The 25,860-nt window shown below is 46.6% G+C and carries 21 protein-coding genes; 2 read left to right on the plus strand and 19 right to left on the minus strand.

The annotated features are described in order from the left end of the window. Positions 1-282: 282 nt before the first annotated feature. From NC997_RS18390 to NC997_RS18445, 12 genes are all read right to left on the minus strand, one after another. The gene (locus NC997_RS18390) at positions 283-624 is read right to left on the minus strand and encodes a cupin domain-containing protein (protein WP_190413074.1); all 342 of its coding nucleotides are present in this window, start codon (positions 622-624) and stop codon (positions 283-285) included. Positions 625-664: 40 nt separating this feature from the next. Then, positions 665-1,822, minus strand: a complete 1,158-nt coding sequence (locus NC997_RS18395; RefSeq protein WP_347276079.1) for an L-dopachrome tautomerase-related protein — start codon at positions 1,820-1,822, stop codon at positions 665-667. A gap of 239 nt (positions 1,823-2,061) precedes the next feature. Next, the gene (locus NC997_RS18400; protein WP_190413073.1) at positions 2,062-2,244 is read right to left on the minus strand and encodes a hypothetical protein; all 183 of its coding nucleotides are present in this window, start codon (positions 2,242-2,244) and stop codon (positions 2,062-2,064) included. A 9-nt stretch (positions 2,245-2,253) separates the two neighbouring features. Then, positions 2,254-3,423, minus strand: a complete 1,170-nt coding sequence (locus tag NC997_RS18405; RefSeq protein WP_190413072.1) for a zinc-dependent alcohol dehydrogenase — start codon at positions 3,421-3,423, stop codon at positions 2,254-2,256. A 247-nt stretch (positions 3,424-3,670) separates the two neighbouring features. Beyond that, positions 3,671-4,111, minus strand: coding sequence for a hypothetical protein (locus NC997_RS18410; protein WP_190525869.1), 441 nt, complete (start codon positions 4,109-4,111; stop codon positions 3,671-3,673). A gap of 65 nt (positions 4,112-4,176) precedes the next feature. Further along, positions 4,177-5,346 (minus strand): zinc-dependent alcohol dehydrogenase, encoded by a 1,170-nt coding sequence (locus NC997_RS18415; protein ID WP_190525871.1) that lies wholly within the window; start codon positions 5,344-5,346, stop codon positions 4,177-4,179. 129 nt (positions 5,347-5,475) lie between these two features. Next, a complete protein-coding gene (locus tag NC997_RS18420; RefSeq protein ID WP_190438613.1) occupies positions 5,476-5,880 on the minus strand; it encodes a hypothetical protein in 405 nt (134 codons plus the stop codon). 89 nt (positions 5,881-5,969) lie between these two features. After that, complete coding sequence (locus tag NC997_RS18425) at positions 5,970-6,674, minus strand: SRPBCC family protein (RefSeq protein WP_190438610.1); 705 nt, start codon at positions 6,672-6,674, stop codon at positions 5,970-5,972. 60 nt (positions 6,675-6,734) lie between these two features. After that, on the minus strand, positions 6,735-7,610 hold the full coding sequence (locus NC997_RS18430; protein ID WP_190525873.1) for an SDR family oxidoreductase: 876 nt from the start codon (positions 7,608-7,610) through the stop codon (positions 6,735-6,737). 97 nt (positions 7,611-7,707) lie between these two features. Next, a complete protein-coding gene (locus tag NC997_RS18435; protein WP_190413066.1) occupies positions 7,708-8,808 on the minus strand; it encodes a DJ-1/PfpI/YhbO family deglycase/protease in 1,101 nt (366 codons plus the stop codon). 95 nt (positions 8,809-8,903) lie between these two features. Further along, positions 8,904-9,311, minus strand: a complete 408-nt coding sequence (locus NC997_RS18440; RefSeq protein WP_190413065.1) for a DUF2267 domain-containing protein — start codon at positions 9,309-9,311, stop codon at positions 8,904-8,906. Between the two features lie 249 nt (positions 9,312-9,560). Further along, positions 9,561-9,818 carry a hypothetical protein gene (locus tag NC997_RS18445; RefSeq protein ID WP_190425293.1) on the minus strand — a complete coding sequence of 86 codons (258 nt, stop codon included), beginning with the start codon at positions 9,816-9,818 and terminating at the stop codon, positions 9,561-9,563. A gap of 904 nt (positions 9,819-10,722) precedes the next feature. Here NC997_RS18445 and NC997_RS18450 point away from each other — a divergent pair. Then, positions 10,723-13,275 carry a PAS domain S-box protein gene (locus tag NC997_RS18450; RefSeq protein ID WP_190525875.1) on the plus strand — a complete coding sequence of 851 codons (2,553 nt, stop codon included), beginning with the start codon at positions 10,723-10,725 and terminating at the stop codon, positions 13,273-13,275. 148 nt (positions 13,276-13,423) lie between these two features. Next, positions 13,424-15,565 carry an EAL domain-containing protein gene (locus NC997_RS18455; RefSeq protein ID WP_190525877.1) on the plus strand — a complete coding sequence of 714 codons (2,142 nt, stop codon included), beginning with the start codon at positions 13,424-13,426 and terminating at the stop codon, positions 15,563-15,565. 62 nt (positions 15,566-15,627) lie between these two features. Here NC997_RS18455 and NC997_RS18460 read toward each other — a convergent pair whose 3' ends face one another. The 7 genes from NC997_RS18460 to NC997_RS18490 form a co-directional block, all read right to left on the minus strand. Next, positions 15,628-19,188, minus strand: coding sequence for an AAA-like domain-containing protein (locus tag NC997_RS18460; RefSeq protein ID WP_190525880.1), 3,561 nt, complete (start codon positions 19,186-19,188; stop codon positions 15,628-15,630). Further along, positions 19,185-20,615 carry an AAA-like domain-containing protein gene (locus NC997_RS18465; protein ID WP_190525882.1) on the minus strand — a complete coding sequence of 477 codons (1,431 nt, stop codon included), beginning with the start codon at positions 20,613-20,615 and terminating at the stop codon, positions 19,185-19,187. The genes NC997_RS18460 and NC997_RS18465 overlap by 4 nt, the downstream gene beginning before the upstream one ends. 359 nt (positions 20,616-20,974) lie before the next feature. Continuing rightward, positions 20,975-21,547: an HD domain-containing protein gene (locus NC997_RS18470; RefSeq protein WP_190525932.1), complete on the minus strand. Its 573-nt coding sequence runs from the start codon at positions 21,545-21,547 to the stop codon at positions 20,975-20,977. 109 nt (positions 21,548-21,656) lie between these two features. Then, the gene (locus tag NC997_RS18475) at positions 21,657-22,313 is read right to left on the minus strand and encodes a hypothetical protein (RefSeq protein WP_242031304.1); all 657 of its coding nucleotides are present in this window, start codon (positions 22,311-22,313) and stop codon (positions 21,657-21,659) included. A gap of 307 nt (positions 22,314-22,620) precedes the next feature. Continuing rightward, entirely contained in the window at positions 22,621-23,643 is a 1,023-nt protein-coding gene (locus tag NC997_RS18480; protein ID WP_190525884.1) for a serine/threonine-protein kinase, read from the minus strand. Positions 23,644-23,836: 193 nt separating this feature from the next. Further along, the gene (locus tag NC997_RS18485; RefSeq protein WP_190525886.1) at positions 23,837-25,384 is read right to left on the minus strand and encodes an ATP-binding protein; all 1,548 of its coding nucleotides are present in this window, start codon (positions 25,382-25,384) and stop codon (positions 23,837-23,839) included. Beyond that, positions 25,381-25,827: a response regulator gene (locus tag NC997_RS18490; protein WP_190413057.1), complete on the minus strand. Its 447-nt coding sequence runs from the start codon at positions 25,825-25,827 to the stop codon at positions 25,381-25,383. The genes NC997_RS18485 and NC997_RS18490 overlap by 4 nt, the downstream gene beginning before the upstream one ends. Positions 25,828-25,860 lie beyond the last annotated feature (33 nt).

A 25,860-nucleotide genomic window follows, 5' to 3' on the forward strand; every position in this document is an offset into this window, starting at 1 on the left:
TAGCAAATTGCTAAATATCGAAATTTCAATTGCAAAACTTATGCTCTCTACTCCTATAGGAAACTATTTAAATCAAGGTCTTGCCTCTTCCTGGAGAAGGACAGTTTTAAGTTTATTTCGGTAAATTTATTCTTGATTTATGTGCCTATTTAATGACGAATTACCAATTATTTTGTATCAAGTTCATTCTTAAAAGTTTGTGTTAATAAAAAAACCGTCTTCATTAAAAAGACGGTTTTTTTATTAGCAGTATTTAAGTATTTTTGCTTAATTCATGTCGGATTAAGCTTCGTCGCGCCCGTGAACTTGGGCGGGTGGAGAAGTTGCCTCAACTGCCGTGAAAGGCTCCAGAATTTTATAGGTGTGGGATGCACCTTTTGGTACAGTCCAAGAATTACCGGGTTCTAACAAAATACTTTGACCTTCCAGGTGCAATTCAGCGCGACCGTTGATGACATAACCAACCGTCTCATATTCTCGCGCAGTTGGTTCCTTTGGTTCGTTGGGTTGCTCGTTTTCCCAAAGGCGCATCGAGATGGTTTTGCCTGATGCGAGATACTTTTGACCCATTTCCCCTTTGGGGGAATTGGTAGAATCTACTTTCATCACAGTTGTATCTGTCATATTTGCTGCTTCCTGGTTCAGATATGTTGTTTAAATGCTCTTAGCGGAGCAAGATCGGATTCCCATCAATGCGGACTCGGAATAGACTGTAGGGCTTTTCTCTTAAATCTCTGCCGCCATGAAAATTTGTTTGGCGATGCAGTTGATTGGCAGTGAAATAGAGATAGCCGTCTGATGCTACAGAAAGCGTATCGGGCCACAAAACGCGAGGATCGTGAACGAGCGTTTCATACATTCCATCCGGTAGGCGGCGAAGAATGGAATTGTGTTCGTAGTTCGTCAGGTAAACGCGGTTTTCAGCATCTGATTCCAGTCCATCTGAAGCACCACTTTTATCGCCGAGATCCACCACGGTTGCTGCTACTTGCGACTCTGTTAATTGCTCGTTTGCTAAAGCATCAACGCTGACACTGTATAAACGGCGACCTGCCAGAGGGCAGTAAAATAAGCGATCGCCATCAGCACTAATCGCAATCCCGTCTGCACCTACTTTGATATAGCTGGGTGGTTGATTAGGCGATCGCATCATCAACGGTTGTCCTTCGACGCTGGGCAAAAAATTTGGTTCGGCTTTGGTGGAGGGGTGATTGTTCAGCCGTCGCCAGCTTTTGCCAGAAGCCAGGTCTACAACAATAATTGCATTTGGCCCAGAACTAGAAGAATCGGTGATGAATGCCATTCCAGCTTTGCCGCGCCGCAAGTCAAATCTGACATCGTTTAAGTAAGTCGTTGGCAGCGCTACATTCTGGGGAAATAGAATTGTTTTGATAATCCGATTTTGCTTTAGGTCAATCCCAATTAATTTTGGTCCCCCGTAGGAAGTGGGGGCAAATTGCGGACTCCCAGTATCTAAAATCCACAGGCGGTTTTGCGGATCGACGACGACACTTTGAACCGAAATCAACGATTCAGCTTGGTTGCTGGGATTTGGGCGGTTAATTTCGGCATTGGGATAAGGCACCGCCGTCCCGTTTTTTAACTCAGCAACGGTAAATTCTACATTGTCTCCCCAGCGAGGGAAGTTCACAAAAATTCGACCGTCCTGAGACACGGTGACGCCAGTAAGCATCGGCCCATTAAAGGAGGCAACTGATTCAATGTTGCCAATCGTTTTCTCAGCAGGTTTCTCAACAAGTTTCTGTGTGGGTTCTTGTGCGGATAGCGCCCGACCGGATGATGCAAAGGGAATTGTCACCACAAGGCTTAAAAGAATTGGAAGCGATCGCCAACCCAGTTTTCCCACGTCTCTCTCCAGATACTTCACGGTGTCAGCACTACTGACTGAATGCTTCGTCAACACTCCTGCAACGCCAACGTCCAGCCGTGACGTCCTAGCAGACTGCTGATACCCCCTCTTATATTAGATGGCATTCATGGTTTCAATTCACTGACGAGACGCAACCCATTGACATCTCGACCACAGAACTAACAAAACACCTATTTCTGTCCAAAAGATTGACTTTCAGCAGTAAGAATCTCGCCAGCTTCTAACTCTTGTTGGAAACGCTGGCGATTTTCTTCTGCCTCTTGTTCAAGTTTTTCAACCAAGTGATAAACTTCTGCAAGCAAATTATTAATCTTGACGGTGTTTTCACCCCGATCAGAGCGGTCAAGTTCCATAGTTTGACCTTATGGTTTTAGTACAACTTTGATGCAGTTGTCTTTTTTATTTTTGAAAATTTCGTAACCGTGTTTCGCCTCTTCTAAAGGCAAGCGGTGTGTGATGACGAAAGAGGGATCGATATCGCCATTTTGGATATGTTCCAACAACGGTTTCAAGTATCTATGGACGTGTGTTTGTCCCATCTTGAACGTCAAGCCTTTGTTGAAAGCAGCGCCCATTGGAATCTTGTCGAGGAATCCACCGTAAACACCCGCTAGCGATACATGACCACCCTTGCTACAAGCGACAATGACTTGCCTCAGGGCGGTGGGGCGATCGGTTTCCATTCGCACGGCTTGCTTGACTTTATCGTAAAAAGCATCCGGCCCGGTACCGTGTGCTTCCATGCCGACGGCATCCAGACAAGAATCTGGCCCGCGTCCGCCAGTCATCTCTTTGAGTGCTTCACCGACATCGAGTTCTTCATAGTTGAGAATTTCTGCCCCGCATTGTTCTTTAGCCATTTGTAAGCGTTCGGGAATGCGGTCGATAGCGATAACGCGATGGGCACCTAGCATGAAGGCACTTTTGATTGCGAACTGTCCGACTGGCCCGCAGCCCCAGACAGCTACAATATCACCCGGTTTAATGTTGCAATTTTCCGCTGCCATGTAGCCGGTCGGGAAAATATCCGTCAGGAACAGTACCTGATCGTCTGTCAATCCATCGGGAATTTTGAACAAACCGACATCGGCAAAAGGCACCCGCGCATACTCCGCTTGACCTCCAGCATAGCCGCCGAACAAGTGGGAGTAGCCGAAAAGTCCTGATGGCGAATGACCGTACATCTGTTCAGCCATCCAGCCGTTCGGGTTGGAGTTATCGCACAGCGACCACAAGTCACGGTTGCAGAATAGGCAGTTACCGCAGGCGATAGTGAAAGGGACAACGACGCGATCGCCTATCTTCACATTCTTAACGGCGCTGCCAAGCTCAACCACTTCCCCCATAAATTCATGACCGAGGATATCGCCCGCTTGCATTGTCGGGATGAAACCATCGTAAATATGCAAATCGGAGCCGCAAATTGCTGTTGACGTAATTTTGACGATGGCATCGCGCGGGTTAAGAATTTTTGGATCGGGTACATTATCTACCCGCACATCGTTGTTTCCATGCCAACAAACAGCTTTCATTAAATTTTTCTCCTTAAGTCATTTGTCATTATTTATGAGTTATTTGTGATTCATTATTAGTCATTATCAATTACTAAGAACAATTTACTAATGACTAATAACTACACATACACCCTAGGTAAATCTTTCTCTTTGCGAGTTCTCCTGGTTAAGGAGGTTAGGAGGAGCGAAATGTCAAGCAAATATTATCCGTTGTTCCACTATCCCCCCTCGTTAAGGGGGGACAATTTGCACGCTGGATTACAGATTATTTTGAGTAAGATGGGCTGCTCAGGTTATTCGCCGCGTCGTTGAAACCTTCCTGCGTCCCTTGAACTGTCTTACCAACTACATCGTCAGCTTTATCTTGAATCTGATTAAAAAACTTTTTGGTACTTGGAGGCGTCGGCTCGTCAAGATTCAGTTTTTCCTTGACATTTTCAGCAGCATCTCCAATTTTATCCAACAAACTACTGCCTGTATCTTCAGTCTGGTCTTTTAGCGTTTCAGTCCTAGCATTGATTGAACCATTAGACCCTGGCACTTGGTAAGCGTTGGTTTCTGGTGTCAATGTGGTGTTATTCGCAAGGGCCTGTAGAGGAGTCCCGTAACCGAAAACTTGCATCACCAAAAATGCAGCACTTACCAGAAACGCAGTAGCAATCTGGCGCAAACGAATACTTTGTAGAAAAGAAATTACTTGATTCATGAAAACACTCCAGTTTATTATTTGATGATTCGTAATCGGTTAATTTTTTTTCCCAATTACTGACTTCAAGGTTTCAGCACAACCTTGATACACTTATCTTCTTTGTGCTTAAACATTTCGTAGCCATTCTTGGCTTCTGCTAGGGGTAACTGATGGGTGACAACGAAGGATGGATCGAGTTCGCCCTTCAAAACTTTATCCAGCAACATCTGCATATACTTTTGCCCGTGCATTTGCCCCATCCTGAAGGTCAAGCCTTTGTTGAAAGCAGCACCAAAGGGCAGTTTATCCACAAAGCCACCGTAAACACCCATGATTGAGAGCGTGCCGCCTTTACGACAAGCGACCATCATTTGCCGCAGGACGTGGGGACGGTCTGTTTCCAGCCGGACTGCTTGCTTTGCTTTGTCATAAACCCCTTCAACCCCCATGCCGTGCGCTTCTAATCCCACCGCGTCAATGCAGCAGTCTGGACCTCGTCCGCCAGTCATCTCTTTCAGCGCTTCGCCAGCATCAACTTCTTCGTAGTTAATCGTTTCCGCTTTTGCGTGTTCCCTCGCCATTTGGAGACGTTCGGGAAAACGGTCGATGCCGATTACTCTTTCGGCACCCAGCATATAGGCGCTAATCATGGCGAATTGTCCGACAGCGCCGCAACCCCAGACAGCGACAGTATCTCCTGGCTGAATATCGCATAACTCCGCGCCCATAAATCCGGTGGGAATGGCATCGGAGATAAACAATAATTTCTCGTCGGGAATTTCTGCGGGAACCTTGACGACACCCACATCCGCGAAGGGAACGCGGATATATTCGGCTTGCGCGCCTGCATAGCCGCCGAATAAGTGAGAGTAACCGTAAATTGCTGAAGTGACGTTACCGAAGAGCTTTTCTTCCATCCAAGCGTTGGGGTTGGAGTTGTCGCACAGCGACCACATATCATGGTTGCAATAGTGACAGTGACCGCATCCGATAGTGGAAGGAACGACAACGCGATCGCCTGGTTTCAAATTGGTTACTTTGCTACCAACTTCGACGATTTCCCCCATAAATTCGTGACCGATAATGTCACCCGGTTGCATCGTCGGAATGTAGCCGTCATAAATATGCAAATCGGAGCCACAAATTGCCGTCGAAGTAATTTTGAGAATGGCGTCGCGCGGATTGAGAATTTTGGGATCGGGTACGGTTTCGACCCGCACATCGGTGGCACCGTACCAACATACTGCTTTCATTGATGTTGTTTATCCTTTTATTAATTACCCCGCCCTTGTGTATCCGCAGGACGGGGTTTCTCACATCCCTGTCTCAGGTAATGCAGTCAGTCGCTTAACTTCTCAACCCGAATTGAGCGAAAAGCCGAATTATCTAGGTGCCCGATTCTTAGTCTTGGCGACTCCCTGCTCATTTTTGTCTTGAACAATACTTGGGTCGCCCACGTCACCAGGTTGATCGTTATCAAATCTTTGGCGGACAATCACATCGGCAGTTTCGGGAATATTTTCTCCCAGCTTTTTGATGTTCTTCAAGCCAGTATTGCCGATTCCATCTCTGTCCCCAACATGGTCTTCAGCCATGTCAATCGCTTTTTTGATCTGAGCGTTGCTGGTCTTATTAAAATCTAAATTGTCAGCAATCAGGGTTTGAGCTTGTGCTTGGAACGATGTGCTGTAGCTAAAAGTCGGAATTACTAAAAATGCGATCGCTGCTAGAACGACACTAGCCAAACGCAAACAAATTTTTTGCAAACGATTAATTCCTTGATTCATTTCAATCTCCGTTGTTTATTTTTGTTGTGAGAAGAACCTATTATTCAGTTTTCTCTCTTCTTAACTAAGAATCCCACGAAATAAAATTCTTAACTTCTTCCAGAAGGTTGACCTTCTGTTGTTGCAATTTCACCTGCTTCCATAATCATTTTGAAACGGCGCAAATCATCGCCAACTTGCTGTTCTGGTTCTTCGCCAAAAAGTTTAGCGATCGCAGCACCGACAGCACCACCCGGCGGATTATATTCAATGACGACTTTTACTTCCGTACCCCGATTCGCAGGCGCAGGTGAAAAGCGCACAAACCCTGCATTCTCAACGTCTGCTCCTTCCGTCGAAGCCCAAGCGATTAACTCGTTTTCTTTCTCGTTGATAATATCTGCATCCCATTCCACACTTGCACCCATTGGCGCATTGGCAACCCAGTGCGATCGCCGCTCGTTGACAACCGTTACCGATTTCAGATGCTTCATGAAATTAGGCAAGTTTTCAAAATTATGCCAAAAGCGATAAAGTTCATCTGCTGGTTTATTGATCGTGACGGTCTTTTCAACTTTGATACTTTGGTTCATCCCTGCTTTTTCCTGTATGGTGTCTTGGATACCTTTTTCTGCGGTCGCACCGTGATAAATTAGACCACCACCCGCGATCGCCATTAACGCTCCCCGAAGAGATCGTTGCTTTAAACCCATCAGTACAAGTGCGCCGCCGCCTAGTAACGATCCCCAACGCTCCTTATCGCCGACATTGCTGGGTTCATTCTGACCGCTGGGGACGATATCTTTGGATGTCATGTTCTATTTTCCTCAAACGGTAATTGATGATTTGCTGAGTAATATTAATTTCTTAGGCGCTTAACTAATCGTTTGGACTTGTTTGTGTTCTAGCCCTTCTGTGGCATGATCTAGACGCAGTTCTCCTTGCGGTTCAGCACGCAACGATTCTGGCGTCTGCTCGCCGATGGCTCCTTTCGCCACTGTGATGCCACCATCTGCCAGCCACAATGCCCCCGTGACGTAACTCGCTTCATCCGAAGCAATAAAGGCATAGACGTTTGCCATTTCCTCTGGCGTGCCGCGTCGAGCCATTGGAGTTGCATTAATCAGCATTTTCTCCATCTGAGCATCCATCGGCCCGGTTTCTTTGTGTGTCCAAGCGGTATCAATGGCACCGGGACAGACACAGTTAGCGCGAACACCGTATTGAGCTTGCTCAACCGCCACCCCTTTCATAAAGGAATGCATCCAGCCTTTAGTACCCCCGTAGGGAGTATTTCGCGCCAGTCCGTTAAAGCCAGCCTCAGACCCGGCAGAGACAATGTTTCCGCGTGTTTTTTGGAGGTGCGGTAGAGCGTACTTGGTCATCAGGAAGGCGGAACGGATGTTCATCCGGATCGTCTGGTCAAAAACATCAACGGGGTAGTCTTGAGTCTCCGCCGTTACTAAAAAGACACCCGCATTATTCACCAAAATGTCCAGACGCCCGTAATAGTCAATAGCGGCTTGAACACAAGCTTTCGCGTGGGATTCTTCCGAGATATCCCCCGCGTAGGCGATCGCTTCAGCACCATAGTGCTGAATTGCTTGTGCGACTTCATCCAGCGGATCGCTAGGGAGTCCATTAACAACGACTTTGGCACCTTCTTTGGCGAATTTGTGCGCGATCGCTTCGCCGATTCCAGTCCCTGCACCCGTGATAATGGCAACTTTGCCTTCCAGTTTTCTACTCATGCTCATTCCGGACATCTCCTTGAGAAACGTTTTGAGTGTTGAAGCGATTAGCAATTAAATAAGGTGAGCAATGCCCACCTTACTTGGCACTCAAAACTTACATCTTGACGGAAACACCAGTCGTCGGCTTCGCAGGCTTGACTTCCTGACCTGCCATCCGAGATTTATAAAGTGCCGCCAAACACTGTTCGTACTTCGACAAATCCACTTCAATCTCGGTGAGAATGGCGGTAGTAATCGGATCGGTAAATTTCATCCGCAAGTTGTTAATATCGACAACGCCGGTTTGCAAGTCGCCCATGCTGCGACGCAAAAGATCGGTGTCGTCACTGCCTTGCAGAGAAGCTTTGAACTTGGCATATTTGTCAGCAGCTTGTGCCGGAATCGAGGGGCTTTCTCCCAGAGCATTCAGCCGTTCTTCCAGCATTTGAATGTGATGCTGCTTATTTTTGATCATGTCTTGCAGCATCGAGGTCAATTCTGCATCTGTGCTTTTCTCGGCATACTGCCCAAACGCTTCTTGCGAATAACGTTCGCCAGCCAGCGCCGTATTCAAACCTTTGGCAATATCGCCCTTGGTGGAACCGCCCCAAGAATCAGCCAGTTTCCACCATTCAGCGGTGATATCGCTTTCATGGGGTAATGCAGCTTCTTTGCCACCGTAACCGAGACGGCTGAGAATTGCAGTGGTAAAAATTGCCAAATCACCCGGTTGACGCGAGGTGATCAGGTTGCCGTCAACCACGACCGGCTCATCCACATAATGGGCACCTGCATTGATAATGTCTGTGCGGATAGAGAAGAAGCCCGTTGCTTGCTTACCTCTGAGCAAATCAGCTTCAATCAGAACTTGTGGTCCGTGGCAAACGGCAGCCACCAATTTCCCATGCTCGAATGCGTCTTTTACAAAGTTGACGGTGTTGGGGTTCGTCCGCATCATATCCGGAGCGATGCCGCCGGGGATAATGACTGCATCGAAATCGAGAGCCACGGCTTCTGTCGTGGTGCCATCCGGTTTCTGGGACAATTTGCCTTGTTTACCGACATAATTCTCGTTCATCCGAGAACCGAGGACAACGACCTCCATTCCTGCCATTTGCAAGGCTTTATAAGGGACTTGAAATTCAGAATCTTCAACCCCATTTTCGATTAGGATGGCAACTCGCTTCTTGCTGCCGTTATTATTTTGCTGTGTCATGGAATCTCCTTTTTTATGAAAATTTTGCAAGGAAAAAAATTTTGAGCGATCGCGAGAAAAAGTAAAACTCCTTTGGAGTTTTACCTTTAAAATTCTTACGAACTGGGAACTTCACTCAATGAGGTTCCGGTAAGAAATAGCTCTGCGTCATCTTCTGAAAAATTAGCGCGGACATCTGCAAACTCACCAGGCGTTACGGCTTTTTGCAGCACTGCGAACACCGCTCGAACATGAGTTGCAGCATCGCTAGGATCGGTTCCCTCTTTTTCGCTGACGCGCTGGTAAAACTCTTGCAGCGAGAAAAATTGACCGTTTTCGCCCTCTCGCCCACGCAGACACTCTTGTAGTTCTGCTGGCAGTTGTGAAGCTAGGTCTTTTGCCTCGTCTCCAACGATGCGTTCTTTCAGTGTTTCCAGCGTGGCACGAGTGGCACGTTCTGCTTCCTGACGGTGGCTCAGTTGGGCAACGCTTTGAACCTGTTTAATGAACTGCTCGTATTTCACTATTGACCTCTTAAATCTTTCCAACTTTCACGCTTCGCTCTCTTTTCGCTCTCTTAATGACTTGCCAAAGCGTTGAATCTTTCTAAAAAAAGTACGCTCCTTACTCCATGAAGTTCGCGCCGTAATTGCGCGATATTTTAATTTGCACGTTTTTTACTCGTGCAAACTAGGGAATTCGTGGCTGCTTCAACCACGAATTCTCTCAAGAATTTAAAGGGGGAAATAAGTCTGAGCTAGCTTTTGCGATCGCTATCTAGCAACTGCCCCCTGCGGAGCAATCCGCTTGGCAAGCAATTCTTTCGCCCGTTCGGCGCGTTGAGATTCTTCTTCTTCTAGTTGCTGGAAGAACTCTACGAGTTCATCATCTCCAGCTTCCTCAGCATCCTGAATATAAATTTCGTAGGTACTGGCACCCTCTAGGGCATGGTATAGCACGCTGATCAGGTTGTAGTGTTCGTCTGCGGTTCCCGTGATGATCTCATCGTCATGATTGCCGTGATGCGTCATTTTCCCCTCCTTTTGCTTTCCCTAACAACTCAGCGCTAGAGTCTAAGTCTTGACTTTAAGCCTATGTATTCCCTCTAACGGTCTGCTTCGCTCCTAGGTGATATATCTATTTGTTTTTAATTCGCTCCAAAGTCATAGGTTTACTTACCAGTAAATCGCTATGCTGAAATTTAATCACCGTAATTTTTGCGGGGTGCGGACAATTTTAAATTGCGAATAGCGAGTCGTTATTTGCTTAAATGAGCGCACCCCTTTATTCTTATTTGAGATTCTTATTTGAGTTTGAGAATTTAGATAAATTTATCAGTTGGGTCTTTCGCCGAGAAGGCAGTATGAATCAGGTGCAGTCCTATGACCGAGCAACCCGATACACAAGCTCAAGAGACTGCAAACAAAGATTTACCGTAGGAAATTACCGTATTTTCAGGCACTAGTGTCCACCTAGAACCTGCATTCAATGTCGGCGACAATCGCCGAATGCGGAATGAGATCGGGCAGAATAAATTACCTAACTAACCCAGTACTGACGTAACCCGGTACTGACTGGGGGCAATGTGGATGCCGCTTAAAGTGTAGATTCAGTCAGTGATAAAGCGGTGGCTGGAATCGCTGTCATCTGGATCGGGACTTAAGAGAAGATTGTAAAACAGAAGATTTTAGAACAGCGCCACGGTCGTCGTTAGAAATTAGACCAATGTTTTTTAAAGATTATCTGGCGCGTAGAGATTAATCTGTTCCGACCACCTCAGGTAGAAACTCAGACTAAATAGCACTGAAGTTTGTATATTGCATCACACCGGAGAAATACGTCATTAGGTATATTAGAGAGAAGTTAAGATTCGTGTACGGTAAGAAACCGAGGCTTAATATTCGCTACTAATTACTTCTGAGAGCTGCAACTGCAATGGCAAGCCAGCAAGGCAAGGTAGGCAAGAAGTTTCACACTATCGAGCGGCACGGGGAAGCGGGAGGGTTATGCGATCGCATCCTCGCAACCATGCCTGTAGGTCTTGTGATTGTGGATGCTCGTACCCCCAATCCTTCTATAGCCTATTGCAATCCGGCTTTTGAGAAGATAACGGGCTATGCTTCAGCAGAAGTCATCGGACGCAACTGCTTTTTTTTGCAAGGAATCGATACTGACCAGGATGCGATTGAGCAAATTCACCAAGCCTTGCAGTTAGGGCAAGAGTGCCAGGTAGTGTTAAAGAATTATCGCAAAGATGGCACGCCTTTTTGGAATGAGCTAATTGTTGCTCCTGTCTGGGACGCCACTGGTGAACTGACTCAGTTTCTGGTTTTTCATACAGATATTACCGAGCGCCAGCTCGCTGAACAACAGTCACAAGCGGCGTTACAACAAAGCGAAACCAGGCTGGGGCTTGCTCTGAATGCTGCCAGTATGGGAGTTTGGGAGTGGGAGAGGCAGACGGGTCAGCTAACCTGGTCGGCAAATGCGGAATCTTTATTAGGTTTCCCACCTGGTTCCTTTGGTAGCACTTATGAAGCTTATTTAAAGTGTATTCATCTGGAGGACTGCGATCGCGTGACGGAAGCGATCGCGCAGATTGTACAGGCATCCCGGACAGAAAACTTGGCAGATCGTCTCTTCAGCCTCGAACATCGTCTCCTTTGCCCGGATGGTGCAGTTCGGTGGGTTGCCGTTACGGGTACCTTGTTTTGCAACCAAACCAATACACCGACACGGGTTACTGGGACGGTGATGGATATTACAGGTCGCAAACAGGTAGAAACGGCCTTATGGAAGCAAGCGACTGGAGAACGGCTGCTCAGAAACATGAATCAGCGCATCCGCCAGTCTCTGAACCTGGAAGAAGTCCTGAAAACGGCTGTATCGCAAGTCCGGCAATTTCTCAACACCGACCGGGTAACGATCTACCGCTTCGATTCAGATGGGCGTGGAATGGGGGTTGTAGAATCGGTCGGCGCGGGTTGGACTAAGAGTTTAGGAACTCAGATCCACAGCAGATGTTTTGGGGAAAATCACCTGCCTCTTTACCAACAAGGCGAGGTTCAAGCGATTGAGAATATCGACACGGCGAATCTCAGCCAGTGCCAGATTGATTGGCTAGTGAAGTTTCAGGTAAAAGCCAATCTGGTCGTCCCGATTGTCCAAAACAAGACGGAGGTGAAAGGACTCTTCCTCAACCCTCACACCTCAACCAGCCCTCCTCCCCCATCCACTCCTCAGTCCTCAGTCCTCAGTCCTCAGTCCTCTTCCAACCCTCAGTCCTCAGTCCTCAGTCCTCAGTCCTCTTCCAACCCTCAATTATGGGGGCTGCTTGTTGCCCAAAACTGCACCGAAACCCGGCAATGGCAGGCATCGGAAGTAGAATTGCTCAAACAGCTTAGCGTGCAGCTAGCGATCGCCATTCAGCAATCGACGCTATTTGAGCAACTGGAAGCCGAACTCGTCGAACGGAAGCAAGCGGAGGAAGCATTACAGAAATCAGAAGCACAATTAAGGAAAAAAACGACCAAACTTAAACAAGCGCTGCATCGGCTGCGGAAAACCCAAACCCAGTTGATCCAAAGCGAAAAAATGTCCAGTTTGGGGCAGTTAGTAGCGGGTGTCGCCCATGAAATTAATAACCCCGTCTCCTTCATTTATGGGAATTTGACCCCGGCTTTGCAGTATGCCCAAGATTTGCTGCATTTGTTAAACCTCTACCAGCAGCACTATCCTCAGCCAGCAGCGGAAATTCAAACAGAAGCCGAGGCAATGGATTGGGAGTTTCTGGTTGAAGATTTCCCAAGGCTATTGGATTCTATGCAAATGGGGGCGGAACGCATCCGCCAGATTGTCCTGAGCTTGCGGAATTTCTCCCGCCATGATGAGAGCCAGAAAAAGCCGGTGGATTTGCATGAAGGCATCGACAGCACCCTGTTGATCTTGCAGCATCGATTGAAGCCACAGGGAGGAAAACCAGGTATTCTGATTATCAAAGAATACGGGAACCTACCCCAGGTGGAATGCTACGCAGGGCAGATAAATCAGGTTTTTATGAATCTGCTGAGCAATGCCATTGATGCTCTGGAACGGGAAAACGTTCAGGCTTCATGGGTGATGAATCATGGAGAAGAAAGTAGCGATCGCCAATTCCCGATCGCCAATTCCCCTTTACCGACAATTCGGATTTGCACAACAGCGAACAACCAAAATCAAGTAATTATCCGGATTGCAGATAATGGTTGCGGCATTCCAGAAGCAGTCCAAAAACGAATCTTTGACCCCTTTTTTACGACTAAACCTGTAGGAGAAGGGACTGGGCTGGGGCTGTCCATTAGCTACCAAGTGGTGGTGGAGCGTCACGGAGGTCAACTAAAGTGTCTGTCAACGCCCGGACAAGGGACAGAGTTTGTTCTAGAAATTCCGCTTCAGCAGTCTACCGCCTCTGCAACCCCACTCCCGATGGCTCCCTCCCAGGTTGCGTAATCAGTGGTTAGGTATACGCTGATGAGTGGCAGACGATCCCAAGAGGGAAATCTTAAGAAATAATAAAGAATTATCAGGAAATCCTAGCCGGAAAAATATGGAGCCGATGGAGCTGAAACCAATATCCCAGTCCCACAGGATAAGGACGATGCGATGCGAAAGGATCGACACTGCTAGGAACGGTGACGGTTCTAGTATGGGTATATCGCCACAGCATTGCCTCAGTTCCTTGGGATTAGGTAATGAACAGCTGCTACGCGCCAGTGTTGGAAATGCACCAATTATTTTGTATGCCCTAGATAGCAATGGCATTTTTACGCTTTCTGAGGGCAAGGGACTGGAGGCTCTCGGACTGAAAGCCGGTGAGGTAATCGGGCAGTCGGTCTTTGACCTTTACAAAGACCGGCCTGAAATCTTAGCGAATATTCGCAATGTTTTAGCTGGAAAAGAAGTAACCTGGATTGTCCAGATAGGCGATGTGGTGTACGAAAACCGCACCACCCCGCTGCAAAATCAAACAGGTCAAGTGGTTGGTCTAGTGGGTGTGGCGATTGACATTACGGAACGCCAGCGTACAGAAGAAAGGTTACGGCAACTGGCGGCGGCGGTTGAATGTGCGGAAGATGCGATCGCGATTACTTCGACTCACTTAACTTTTCCCGGCCCAGAAATCGTCTTTGTCAATCGCGCATTTACGAGAATGACCGGCTACACCCCAGAGGAAGTCATCGGTGAATCACCGAGGATCTTGCAAGGACCCAAAACCGATCGGACTCTCCTCGACCGACTGCGACAAACTCTGTCCGAAGGGAAAGTATTTTATGGCGAAGCGATTAACTATCGCAAAGATGGCACGGAGTTTTACAACGAGTGGCACATCGAACCGATCAAAAATGAACAAGATGAGACGACTCATTACCTAGCAATTCAACGCGATATCACTCAGCGCAAGCAAGTAGAGTCGCAATTATTCCATGCAGCCTATCACGATGCTTTGACAGGTTTGCCCAACCGAGCTTTATTTATGGATCGGTTGCGGCAAACCCTGGAACGGGCGAATCAATGCCAGGACTATTTATTTGCTGTGCTGTTTTTGGATGTCGATCGATTTAAGGTGATTAACGATAGCCTGGGACACCTAGCGGGAGATCAATTGCTGGTAGCGATCGCAAAAATTCTACAGGCATCGGTACGCCCAGAAGATACAGTGGCGCGGTTGAGTGGAGACGAGTTTGCTATTGTGCTAGCAGATTTACCAGACTTGAGCCACGTGACTCGCATTGCCAATCGATTGCAAAGACAACTGCGAAAACCATTGCAGATTGAGGGGCAAGAAGTATTCAGCACTGTCAGTATTGGCATTGCTTTGAGTATGCTGGGCTATGACCAGGCAGAAGACATCCTGCGCGATGCCGACATTGCCATGTATCGAGCAAAGGCACTAGGGAGGGCGCGGTATGCGGTGTTTAACAAGACCATGCACCACCAAGCAGTTGCCCGATTGCAGATGGAAACGGATCTGCGACACGTTCTGGAACGCCAGGAGTTACGGCTGCACTATCAGCCGATAGTATCGCTGGCAACAGGTCAAATTTCTGGCTTCGAGGCACTGGTGCGCTGGCAGCATCCCACACGCGGCTTAGTTTCCCCAGCGGAGTTTATCCCCGTGGCGGAAGAAACGGGACTGATTCTGCCGATGGGTGAGTGGGTGCTGCGCGAGGCTTGCAGCCAGTTGCAACGCTGGCATTCGGCATTTCCGAACCAACGGGGACTGACAATGAGCGTCAATTTGTCGGGCAGGCAGTTTTTGCAACCCGATTTAATTGAAAAGATCGACCAGATTTTGCACAAAACCGAGTGCGATCCCTACAGTTTAAAGCTAGAGATTACCGAAAGCGCGATCGCAGACAATGAAGATGCGATCGCGATGCTGGAATATTTGAGAGTTTTGGGTGTTGAGCTATCGATTGATGACTTCGGCACCGGCTATTCTTCTTTAAGCCGGTTGTATCATTTTCCGATTAATACCTTGAAGATTGACCGTTCTTTTGTTAGCCGCATGGGCATCGGTGGCGAAAGTTTACCCATTGTCCGAGCGATTGTGACGCTGGCTAATAATTTGGGAATGGATGTCACCGCCGAAGGCATCGAAACGATTCAACAGATGAAACAACTCCAGACGATGGGATGCGAATCCGGACAAGGATATTTGTTTTCTAAGCCAGTCGATAGCATGGCAGCTGAAACATTAATCGCCGCATCGTCGTGCTACAACCTCAGCCCAATCTGAGCGAATTCTCTTCAAATTTTGCAGGTAGAACGGATTAGTTTATGGTGAATATCTAATGTAAATCAGGATTGAATTCCATCGCAAAGATGGCGATCGCTTTCCTCCACATCTGCATTCGTCTGCAAATAATCCCGCACCCAATCGCATCCATACTGGAGGAAATCGAGCTGGAAAATTCGCTCTAAATTCCACAAAATTGCGGTTCTATCCTGACTTGCTGAGGCGATTAACTTCCCATCAGGGCTAAAGGTAACTCCGAACACCCCATCGCTATGTCCCTTTAAGGTTTCAAGCTCCTTACCGTCGTAGTTCCAAAGTTTGACTGTGCCATCGAAACTTGCTGAGGCGATCGTCTTGCCATCAGGGCTAAATGCTACCCCGAACACCCCATTTTTGTGTCCCTTCAAGGCTCTGATTTCTGTACCGTCGCGCCGCCAAAGTCTCACCATGCTATCCATACCTGCTGAAGCTAGGGTCTTGCCATCAGGGCTAAATGCCACTCCAGCCACCTGACGGCGATGGCTTTTTAACGTGTGTAGAAGCCTGTAGCTGGGTGTTCCAGATGTGGCATTATCCCACTGCCAAAGTCTGACGGTACCGTCCACGCTAGCTGAAGCAATGAGTTCTCCGTCAGGGCTAAATGCCACTCCGTTAATGTGATCGGTATGTCCTTGAAGAGTTGCCAATTCAGTGCCGTCAATCCTCCAGACTTTGACGGTTCTGTCCTCACCCGCCGAGGCGAGTGACTGTCCATCTGGATGGAAATCAACGGCGAAGACTCTGCCTTGATGTCCAGTAAAAGTGTGGAGTAAGGTTCCATCGGGTCGCCACAACCGAACAGTGCTGTCATAACCGCCTGTAGCAAGGGTGGCGACCTTTGGGCTGAAATCGACTCCAAAAACTTTATCGGCTTGTTTGGGGAAAGTGCGAATTAAGCTACCATCAAGCCGCCAAAGTTTAACGGTCTGATCGCGACTGGCGGTGGCAATTGTCTGACCATCCGGGCTAAATTTTATGGTGTAAATTGATGCTTGATGTCCGTTAAGAGTCTGGCTAAAACTGTCATCAAGCTTCCAGAGCGCGATCGGGCCATCCCAACTGGCTGAGGCGAGGATTTGTCCGTCAGGACTCCACGCCACTCCAGAAACGACATCCTTGGCGGCTGGCAGGGTTTTTACGAGAGTCCCGTCAAGGTTCCAAAGTTTAACTGTTCTATCAAGACTTGCCGAGGCGATTAAACGACCTTGAGGGTTAAAAGCGATTTTGCCTACTGCATCGCTGTGTCCAGTTAGGGTTTGGACTAAAGTTCCATCAAGGTGCCAAAGTTTGACTGTTTTATCCCAACTCGCCGAGGCAATCAGATTTCCGTGAGGGCTAAAGGTAACGTCCCTAACTCTATCCGTATGTCCGGTAAGGGTTCTCAGCAGTTTACCGTCTGCACTCCAGAGTTTGATGGTTTTATCGTGAGAAGCAGATGCAACGATCTGACTGTCAGGGCTAAAGGCAACGCTGGCAACTTCATCTGTATGTCCAGTGAGAGTTCTCAGCAGTTTGCCGTCTGCACTCCAGAGTTTAACTGTTTTATCTTTAGAAGCGGAAGCAATGGTCTGACCGTTAGGAGCGATCGCGACTTCTGCAACGTCTTTGGTATGTCCTTTTAAGGTCTGCCACAAGGTATAAATCGGCTTTCCGTCTGGTGAATTTGTCCTGTTTTTGCGCCAAAGTTTAATGGTGTTATCCCCAGAACCAGTAGCAATTAGATCCCCTCTGGGGCTAAATACGACACTCCAAACCGTATTGTTGTGACCTTGAAGCGTTCCCAGTTTTGTACCGTCTTTTTTCCAAAGATCGATGCTTTTGTCCGCAGAAGCTGAGGCAATGAGTTCGCCATCAGGGCTGAACGTTACATCATTAACCACATTGTCATGCCCGGATAAGTGGTTATAGTCAACCGCTCCATAAACAGCCTGATGGAGAGCCTCCTTCACTGAGTGCTGAATATCTGCATCTGCAACATTCAACTTGTCTAATCGTCGCTGTGCTGCGATCGCTTGTACGAGTGCATCTAACTTTTGATTTGAGGCGAATAGTGCTTCGGAAGATTTAGCGATCGCTTTGATCTCGCTTACAGCCGTTTGCCGATACTGAACATAAACCGCTAGCCCCAATGCACAAGCTAAAATTAATACAATACTTACGACAAAAAGCAAAAACCTTTGTCGCCTAGAACTTTTTTTCTCTAGTGCTAATCTTTTTTGTTCCTCCGCCAGTCGCGCTTCTACTTCTTTCAGCCGTTCTGCTTCTAGAGTTTGCTGCATTTCCAACCTATCCAATTCGCCAGAAGCGGCTAAAAATTGATAGTCCAAATCGCTCAAGCTTTTACCTTGTGCCCATATTTGAGCGTCTTTCAGCGCTTGTCCGCGCAACAGCCGCGATGCATCCTTTTGCTTTGAAACAATCCAAGCATCAAAAAGTTGAGAGTAAGGGCGCAGTTCCTTTAATTGCTTGTCTACCCATTCGAGATTAAATACTTCTTCATAGATTCGATTTTTTATCTTTAAATAACCCTGAGCTTTTACCACTAAGCCTGATAACAACAGTTCTATTTGCTCTCGGCTGTCATCGGTTGGTACTTCCACACCTTGTAGGATTTGCTGGTAAATTCCCAAAAATCTGCCAGTGCGTTCCTCGTTGCGAAGGATGCGATCGCGTATTGTCTTTAAATGCTCTGGTTCATCTTGGCTTTCCCATTTATGAATGATGCGTGTCTTCACCAAGTTTTCTACCCAAAACGCCTCATTTCCTGGTGGAATGGTCAGAACGCTGTTCATCGTCTCAGACTCGCTCAATCGCGTGTCAACAAGATTCCCTACCAAGTTACACAACTTTTGAGTGAGAAAGGGTTGCCCTCCACTCCAGGCTAATATTTCTTTTAAAACGGTTTGTGAGTTTCCTTCTTTTACCTCTAATCCTTTCACTAATGGCTGAGCTTCGTGCAGTCGAATGCCAGTTAGTTCTATCGCTTTCCCAATATTAAAGGGGGTTCGGTTTCTATCAACAATGAGATCGCTTGGGGTTGCTACACCAAAAATTGCAAAAGTAATCCGTCTGTATTCTGGATTGATGGCTCGTTGGTTGTAGCAGAACCGAATCCAGGCAAAGAAGTCATCGACCGGAAAATCCAAACTTAAAATGCTATCAACTTCATCTATAAAGATAAATAGTCTTTCATTCGGAAATTGAACCAATAACAAATCGGCAAGAAATCGGCTCAACCTTTGGAGTAGGGAGATATCTTCTTGCTCTCGCCACCAAGCTTTCAAATTAAGTTTTTCTAACAAGTTAAAACCCGACCACAGATCGGCAACAATTCCCTTGTACCACTGAGTCGGCGTAATATTTTCACTGCCGATATTAGTCATATCCACAGCAGTGCATTTAAACCCTTCTTGTTGCAAGCGATGGCGAGTTCTCACCAGCAGAGAGGATTTGCCCATTTGTCGGGAGTTGAGAACGTAGCAAAACTCACCCTGTTTTAATGCTTCATAGAGTTGGGAGTCTGCAATTCGTTGTACATAGCTGGGAGCTTCGCTGGTTAGACTGCCACCGACTTGGTATTTCATCGCTCAGTATTCTTGGAGTGGCATTGGCATTCTTTTTTCTCTCCTAGCTGCGAGCGAAAATAGAGACGATATAGCTGGCAGCTGGGACTTGCCCGATTTCCATCCATTTGGATCAATCCCATGCTTTCTAACTTATAGGCTGCGATCGCTTCTAATTGTACGCTCTCATCAGCAGTAACAACTTGTTGCAAAGCCGATGCTAATTGTGGTTCATCTTGGAGCATCACCAAATGACTCCGTAGATGGTCGCTATAAATCCCAGCGGGTGTAGGAGCCACTTGCAATAACTCCTCTAATGTCATCGCTCCTCGACGCAGGTGATAAAGCGCTACGCTTACCAAATAGGGATGTCCGCCCACCATTGCCATTAGTAGAGATGTGTAATTATTGCGGCAGGAAGTGCCATTTTGTGTCTCTATTTTATCGCTCCAATCAAGTCCATAGCGCTGTGCAAAATCCTGCACTTGTTCGCTTGAAAACTGTGGCAACCTAATGGATATGCCAACATTGAATGGGGACTGATTCAGCTTTAGCGGAATATAAATTTCCGTACTATGAACAACCAAAAGTCTGAGCTTTTGCCAAACTTCTACTGTCCGTGCTTGTTCGTGCCAAAATCGCAGCATCGGGAGAAAATCTAAGGCGATTTTGGGATGTTCAAAAACCCGATTTACTTCATTCAAAGCCAACACCAGAGGGCTATTAACTTGCTTGAAAAGATAACCCTCAAAATAGATTTTGCAGCTAACTTTACTGCCCATATCCTCATCCCAAAACTCATCTATTAGGGGATTCAAATTCAACTGTCTGCTGACATTGGCACAGAACCAGCGTAGGAATTTATCGAGGGAGGCAAAAACTGCTTCGTCGGCTTCCTGAAAATCTAAAGAGACCGTTTTGTAACCAACATCTGTAGCGCGAGCTAGAATCCGGATAAGTAGCGAACTTTTCCCCATCTGCTTGGGTGCTTTGATGCGGAGCAGACATCCAGGTTGGGTAATCTCAGTGCAGGCGAGTTCTTCAATCGGGGGACGATTGATATAGAGAGGAGAATCTAGCGGTACAGGACCCCCAGGAAATTTTTGCTCGGTTTCTGTTTCTGACGCTATAAAATTATCTTCTACTCCTGTGTCTGTTTGCACCTCTTGCGCTCTATTTTGCTGTTCACCTGTCCGGTTTTGCTGGTGCAGGTTAACGAGTAAATGCAAATTTTTTTTCGTCACTCTCTGGTTGAGTGCTGCTGAGAGAGCCTGCCACAAGTGGGAGCCAACTTCTTTGAGGTAGGGGAGACTGTAAGCAGAATCCCGTGCCATTTCACGATAATCGTCTCCTAACCAAGAGCGACGCAGGATTAATCGCTCAACAGGACTGAGTTGCCGAAAAAGCAGAACTCTTTCTACGGCTTCCAGAACTTCATCTACATTCATGCGATGGCATCATTTGACGTAGAATCACATCTAGCAAGTTGTCTACAGAATTTTCGGTTCCTAAAACCAAAAGTTCTATCTTAATATTCTTACTTTTTATCGATAAAAATAGATAATTTTTGTACTTTTTATTTGTCAAATAAAGGGAAAATAGGCTAGTTTTCGGAACTGCCTTCGCTGTATTTTCCTGTAGTCAAGAGGTTAGTACAGGAATTAGGGGGTCTCTACTTAAGAATCAGATGGCAACCCAAACAACCACGGCAAAAGCATCTAGCCTCTTGTAAAGGTAATGATACCGCTCCCGCATGAGACCACCCTAAAAATTGGCAGGGTTTCAAGAGATTTGTCAATCAAGCAGCTTAAGTCGCTTTGTCTACCTGATGTTCTATTTCTGACACGACCCGTTCTAATTCATCAATGAGTGGTGATGAACCGGCTTTGCGAAATGCGCCAACCAAAGAGCGATAATACCAAAGGGTTCCTTGTTTGCCTGCTTGGAAGCGTTCCCAAATTGCCTCGCCTACAATGTGATAATCAGTCAAAATCGAGCGGGCATTGTGGAGTTTATCGGCTGCTGAGACAAGACGCACCGAGGTTGAAGCAGTCGGGATATGGGCAATATAAGCTTCTTTGCGTTCCTGCCAAGGGGGTTTGGGTGTTGTGTCAGCATCGGTACAACCGTTGACAATTTCCGTAACGGTATCTCCAAACCGACGGCGAATTTCTTCTCGTGTCGCGGCACCGCCTTGGTCTTCGATGGCATCATGGAGTAGGGCAGCGATCGCTTCATCTTCATTCGCCCCATGCTCTAAGGCAATACTGGTGACGCCGAGTAAATGGGAAATATAGGGAACACCTGAACCTTTGCGAATTTGGTTCGCGTGCAAGGCGGTGGCAAAGGTCAGGGCATCTGTAAAGCGTTGTGAGAGAATCATTTTAATTTTGGGTAATGGGTAACAATCGATCGTTTTTAGTCGTTGGTATGTGGCTGCTGACGAATGACAAATGACCCATTACTAATTCCCAACTACTTACCGATCTTTAGTGTAAGCCTGCCTCCCAAATGCCAATATAAACGCGATCGCCCTTATCCCGCTCAATCACTCCCCGCAGGGACTCTAGAGAAAAAAAGAATTTGGGAGACTGACGCTGCTGCACCTGTTGTAAACCCTGCTTGATGGCGTCGTTGAGCTTGCAACCCAACATACTATTCAACGTCACTAGGACGATCTCGCTATTCACCCATTGGGCAAAAGATGCTTCAGTTTGGCGTATGAGTCCAGAATTTTTATCAAATAAAAAACCCAGGCTCACCTGATCTGGGATTAATTGATAGGATATGGCACGAGTATTCGGCCAGTAACCTCTAGTGGTTACGCCGGGACTGCCGAGTATTCGTTGGACAACGCTATTATGTACTCCTGGTTGAAATCCTGGAACGCCAACGCCCATCGGAATATCCTGACAAATATTGGCATTAAAATCGTCCAGGGTTGGCTCTGGACTCAATTCCGGTGGTATTTTTTCTAAAACCCGTGAAGGTGTATAAGGCTGAGCGCTCAGAAAAATGCTTGCTGATACTACCAGCGGTTTTGGCAAGTGCTGAGGAAAAACTAATCCCTGTGCTGGTTTAGTAAACAGTAAACCAGCAAAAATATAGGCACCCATCAACATCATTCGGTGAGGCGGTTTCACCATGTCCTTAGAATTTTTTTTGCATTAGGTATTTACTCATAAAAAGCTGCCCTTTCATCCCAGAACATGGTAAAAGGACAAAAACTAGCAGTCTTCGCTTCTCAGTCTTACCTGGATCTGACGCCAAAGCGATCGCTCTAAGTTCCCCACGGTCTTAAGGATGCAGCGCATCCAGATTCTCGTTTTTCCGGGCGTCAGCGCCCAAAAACGAGGGAAACTAGGTTTTATTTGAGTGCAATGAGTTTCAGGATGCGATCGCATCCCGAACTGACAACTTCAAGATTCGGCTATCGGAGCCATCTTTTCTCTGTCACTTTTGACAAGCTTTTCGCAAGCGATCGCGCCAATTATGATTATCTTTTAATCTGTCTTCTTGCGCTTTTCGGAATCGCTCCCGCCACTCATTACTACCATTTAATTTATTTTCTTGTGCTTCACGCAATCGCTCCTGCAATTGGACAAGAGGACTGGGGTTAGCATTTAGGGGAGGTAAGATTCCCAACAATGCTAGCCATTCCTGCACTGACTGAGGGCGATCTTCTGGTTTTAAGGCCATACCTTTGACGATAGCGTAATTTACGCGATCGCCGAGGAGAGAATTAATGCGTTTGGGTGGTGTGAGTTCCATCCCATACGCTCTCATTGGTGAAGGTGTAGGTACTTGAGCCGTTAATAAGGTATAAAGCGTTGCAGCTAAAGAATAAACATCCGTGTAAGCACTGCGTTTGGAGCGCCAGTCATACTGCTCAATCGGGGCAAAGCCGCTGGAGCAAAATTCTGTCTGTGTTTGGGTGATATCTGGGGTAAACTCGCGGGCAATGCCAAAGTCAACGAGAACCGCTTCAAAGACACCCTCTATGTCAGAAGTGACAACATCGGCATTTTTACAACGCAGCATGATGTTGAGTGGCTTGACATCCCGATGTAGTAAACCATTGTTGTGAACTAGCGTCAGGGCGTCACCTATCTGCTGAATGTAGCGCAATGCTTCCGCCTCGCACATTGCCCCTTTCTGCCAAACTCGATGGGCTAGACTTTCTCCGGCAATATATTCCATCACAATGCACCACAGCCCATCCTCTTGAATAACTTCATCAATTTTGACGATATGAGGATGATTAAATTTGGCTAACCGCACCGCTTCATTCAGAAAATCCTGCTGAAATTTGCCGAAGTCGTGTTGGCGTTGCAGAACGTGGTTGAGGGTTTTGATGACAAGCAAATTGCCTTTTTTGTTTTTAACTAAATGCGCGATCCCAAAACCACCTTGTCCAAGCACTTTTTCAATCGTGTACTTGCCGTTTTGTAACTTCTGCCCAGGATTCCAAGCCATTATTTCTGACTCCCTTGCGCTTGCATCGATTTTGGCGCGGTCTGAAGAAGTATTCAATTTAACTTAGTACAAGTGTACTATGGTTAAAGTACAAATACAAGCGATCGCGCTTTAGCCTAAGCAAAAAGCAATCTTCATGGCTGTGATACTCTACCGTGAAGCTCGGTAGTTGAGAACTGCTCTAAATGACAGTTTAATTGGCAAAATACGCAGTCGCATCGTCTAACTCCTCGGTAGACATCTGACTGTTCAATGGCAACAGCACAGTAAAAGTAGTGCCTACCCCAACTTCACTACTGACAGAAATCTGACCGCCGTGCAAGTCCACGAATTTTTTAACAATTGATAATCCCAGCCCTGTACCGGGAATCTTGCCAACATTTTTGGCTCGGTGAAACACTTCAAATAGTTGTTCTTGGTCGGTTGGAGGAATGCCAATTCCTTCATCTTTAATTTGAATTGTTGCCTGTCCATCATGACAAGAAAGTTCAAGCTGGACAGTGCCGCCTTGCGGTGAATACTTAATTGCATTCGAGACCAAATTTGTCAGAATATGCCATAGAAGTTTTTGATCCATGCACACCTGGGCACATTTACATTTACTGACAAAGATGAGCGTGTGTTCCTTCTCAGTCGTAAACTGAATTTCCTCCATCAAATCGTGGCAAAATTGTTTTAATTCAAAAGGCTCTATGTTAATCTCTAATTCTCCAACTTCTGCTCGACTAATTGTTAAAACATCTTCTAACAACTGCGTCATCTGTTTAGCAGCTGAACGAATGCGATTGAAATATAAAGCTTTTTGTTCTTCAGTCGCTTTGTAGTTGTAGTGTTCAAGGAGTTCGGCAGACATGAGGATTGTGTTGAGGGGATTGCGAAACTCATGAGCCATCATTGAAACAAAGTAAAATTTCCCTTCGTTTAGTTCTTTTTCTTTTTCCAAAGCAATGCGAACTTCTTCTGCTCGGTTCCGTTCCGTAATGTCCCGGCAGTTTACAACAATTCTAGGAATTCCTGAATGAGGGATAAAATTTTTGCAAATGGCTTCCAATATCTGCCAAAAGCCATTTTGATGAAGAACTTTAAATTCTATAGATAGGGTAATATTTGGGTTTTCAACTGCTTGATTGAGAGTCTGAATAACCCTTACTACATTTTCAGGATGAATAAAATCATAGAGGTTTTTGCTAACTAGCTCTTCCGGTTCGTAACCTAAAACTTTCTCAACGGATGGACTTGTGTAATAAATAGTGCCATCAGTATCTAGAACAGCGATGATGTCTAAGGCATTTTCGATCAGTAAGCGGAAGCGTTCATCATTTTCCCGTAAAGCTTGTTCTGCTTCGCGCCGTTTGCGCCGCTCAACGGCTTCGCGCAACTCGCGTTCAACTGCGGGAATTAATCGCGCCAGCTTGCCTTTCATCAAGTAGTCAGACGCTCCAGCTTTCATCGCAGCGACTGCGACATCCTCTCCAATGTTGCCGGAAACAATAATGAATGGTAAATCTAGCCCTTTGTCTTTCAACAAAGTTAAAGCAGCAGGAGCGCTAAAAGTGGGCATTGAGTAGTCTGATATGACAATATCCCAATGTTGTTTATCTAGTGCTGTATTCATGGCAGCAGCTGTATCTACCCGCTCGTAAATCGGCTCGTAACCACCGTGCTCTAGTTCGTTGAGCAGTAATTCAGCATCATCTTCTAAATCTTCAACGATGAGAACTCGCAGCGGTTGATTCATCATATTCCTAGTAACGGCGGGGCTTCATTGAAAAGCAGCCAATACATTCCCAACTGCTTTACTGCTGTCATAAATTGTACATAATCTACAGGTTTGCGAATGTAACTGTTACAACCGAAGCTATAGCCGTTGAGTCGGTCTTGCTCCTCTGTTGATGTCGTGAGAATGACGACTGGCAAGAGTTTTGTCAGATCGTTGGCACGCAGTCGTTGCAACACTTCTAAACCATCAATTCTGGGCATTTTTATATCTAGTAGAACGACTGCGGGTAGTCTGTTAATGTCCCTGTCAGTGTACCTACCTGTACCAAACAGATAATCGAGTGCCTCTACTCCATCGCGGGCTACTACAACATTGTATGGAATACCGCTTTGATCCAAAGCAAGTAAGGTAAGCTCTTCATCGTCAGGATTATCTTCCACCAATAGGATGTGTCGGTTATTCAATTTATTTTCCGTTTAGAAGCTAAGTTTAAATTC

This window comes from Trichocoleus sp. DQ-A2 (genome assembly GCF_039961915.1).
Taxonomy (GTDB): Bacteria; Cyanobacteriota; Cyanobacteriia; order Cyanobacteriales; family FACHB-T130; genus FACHB-T130.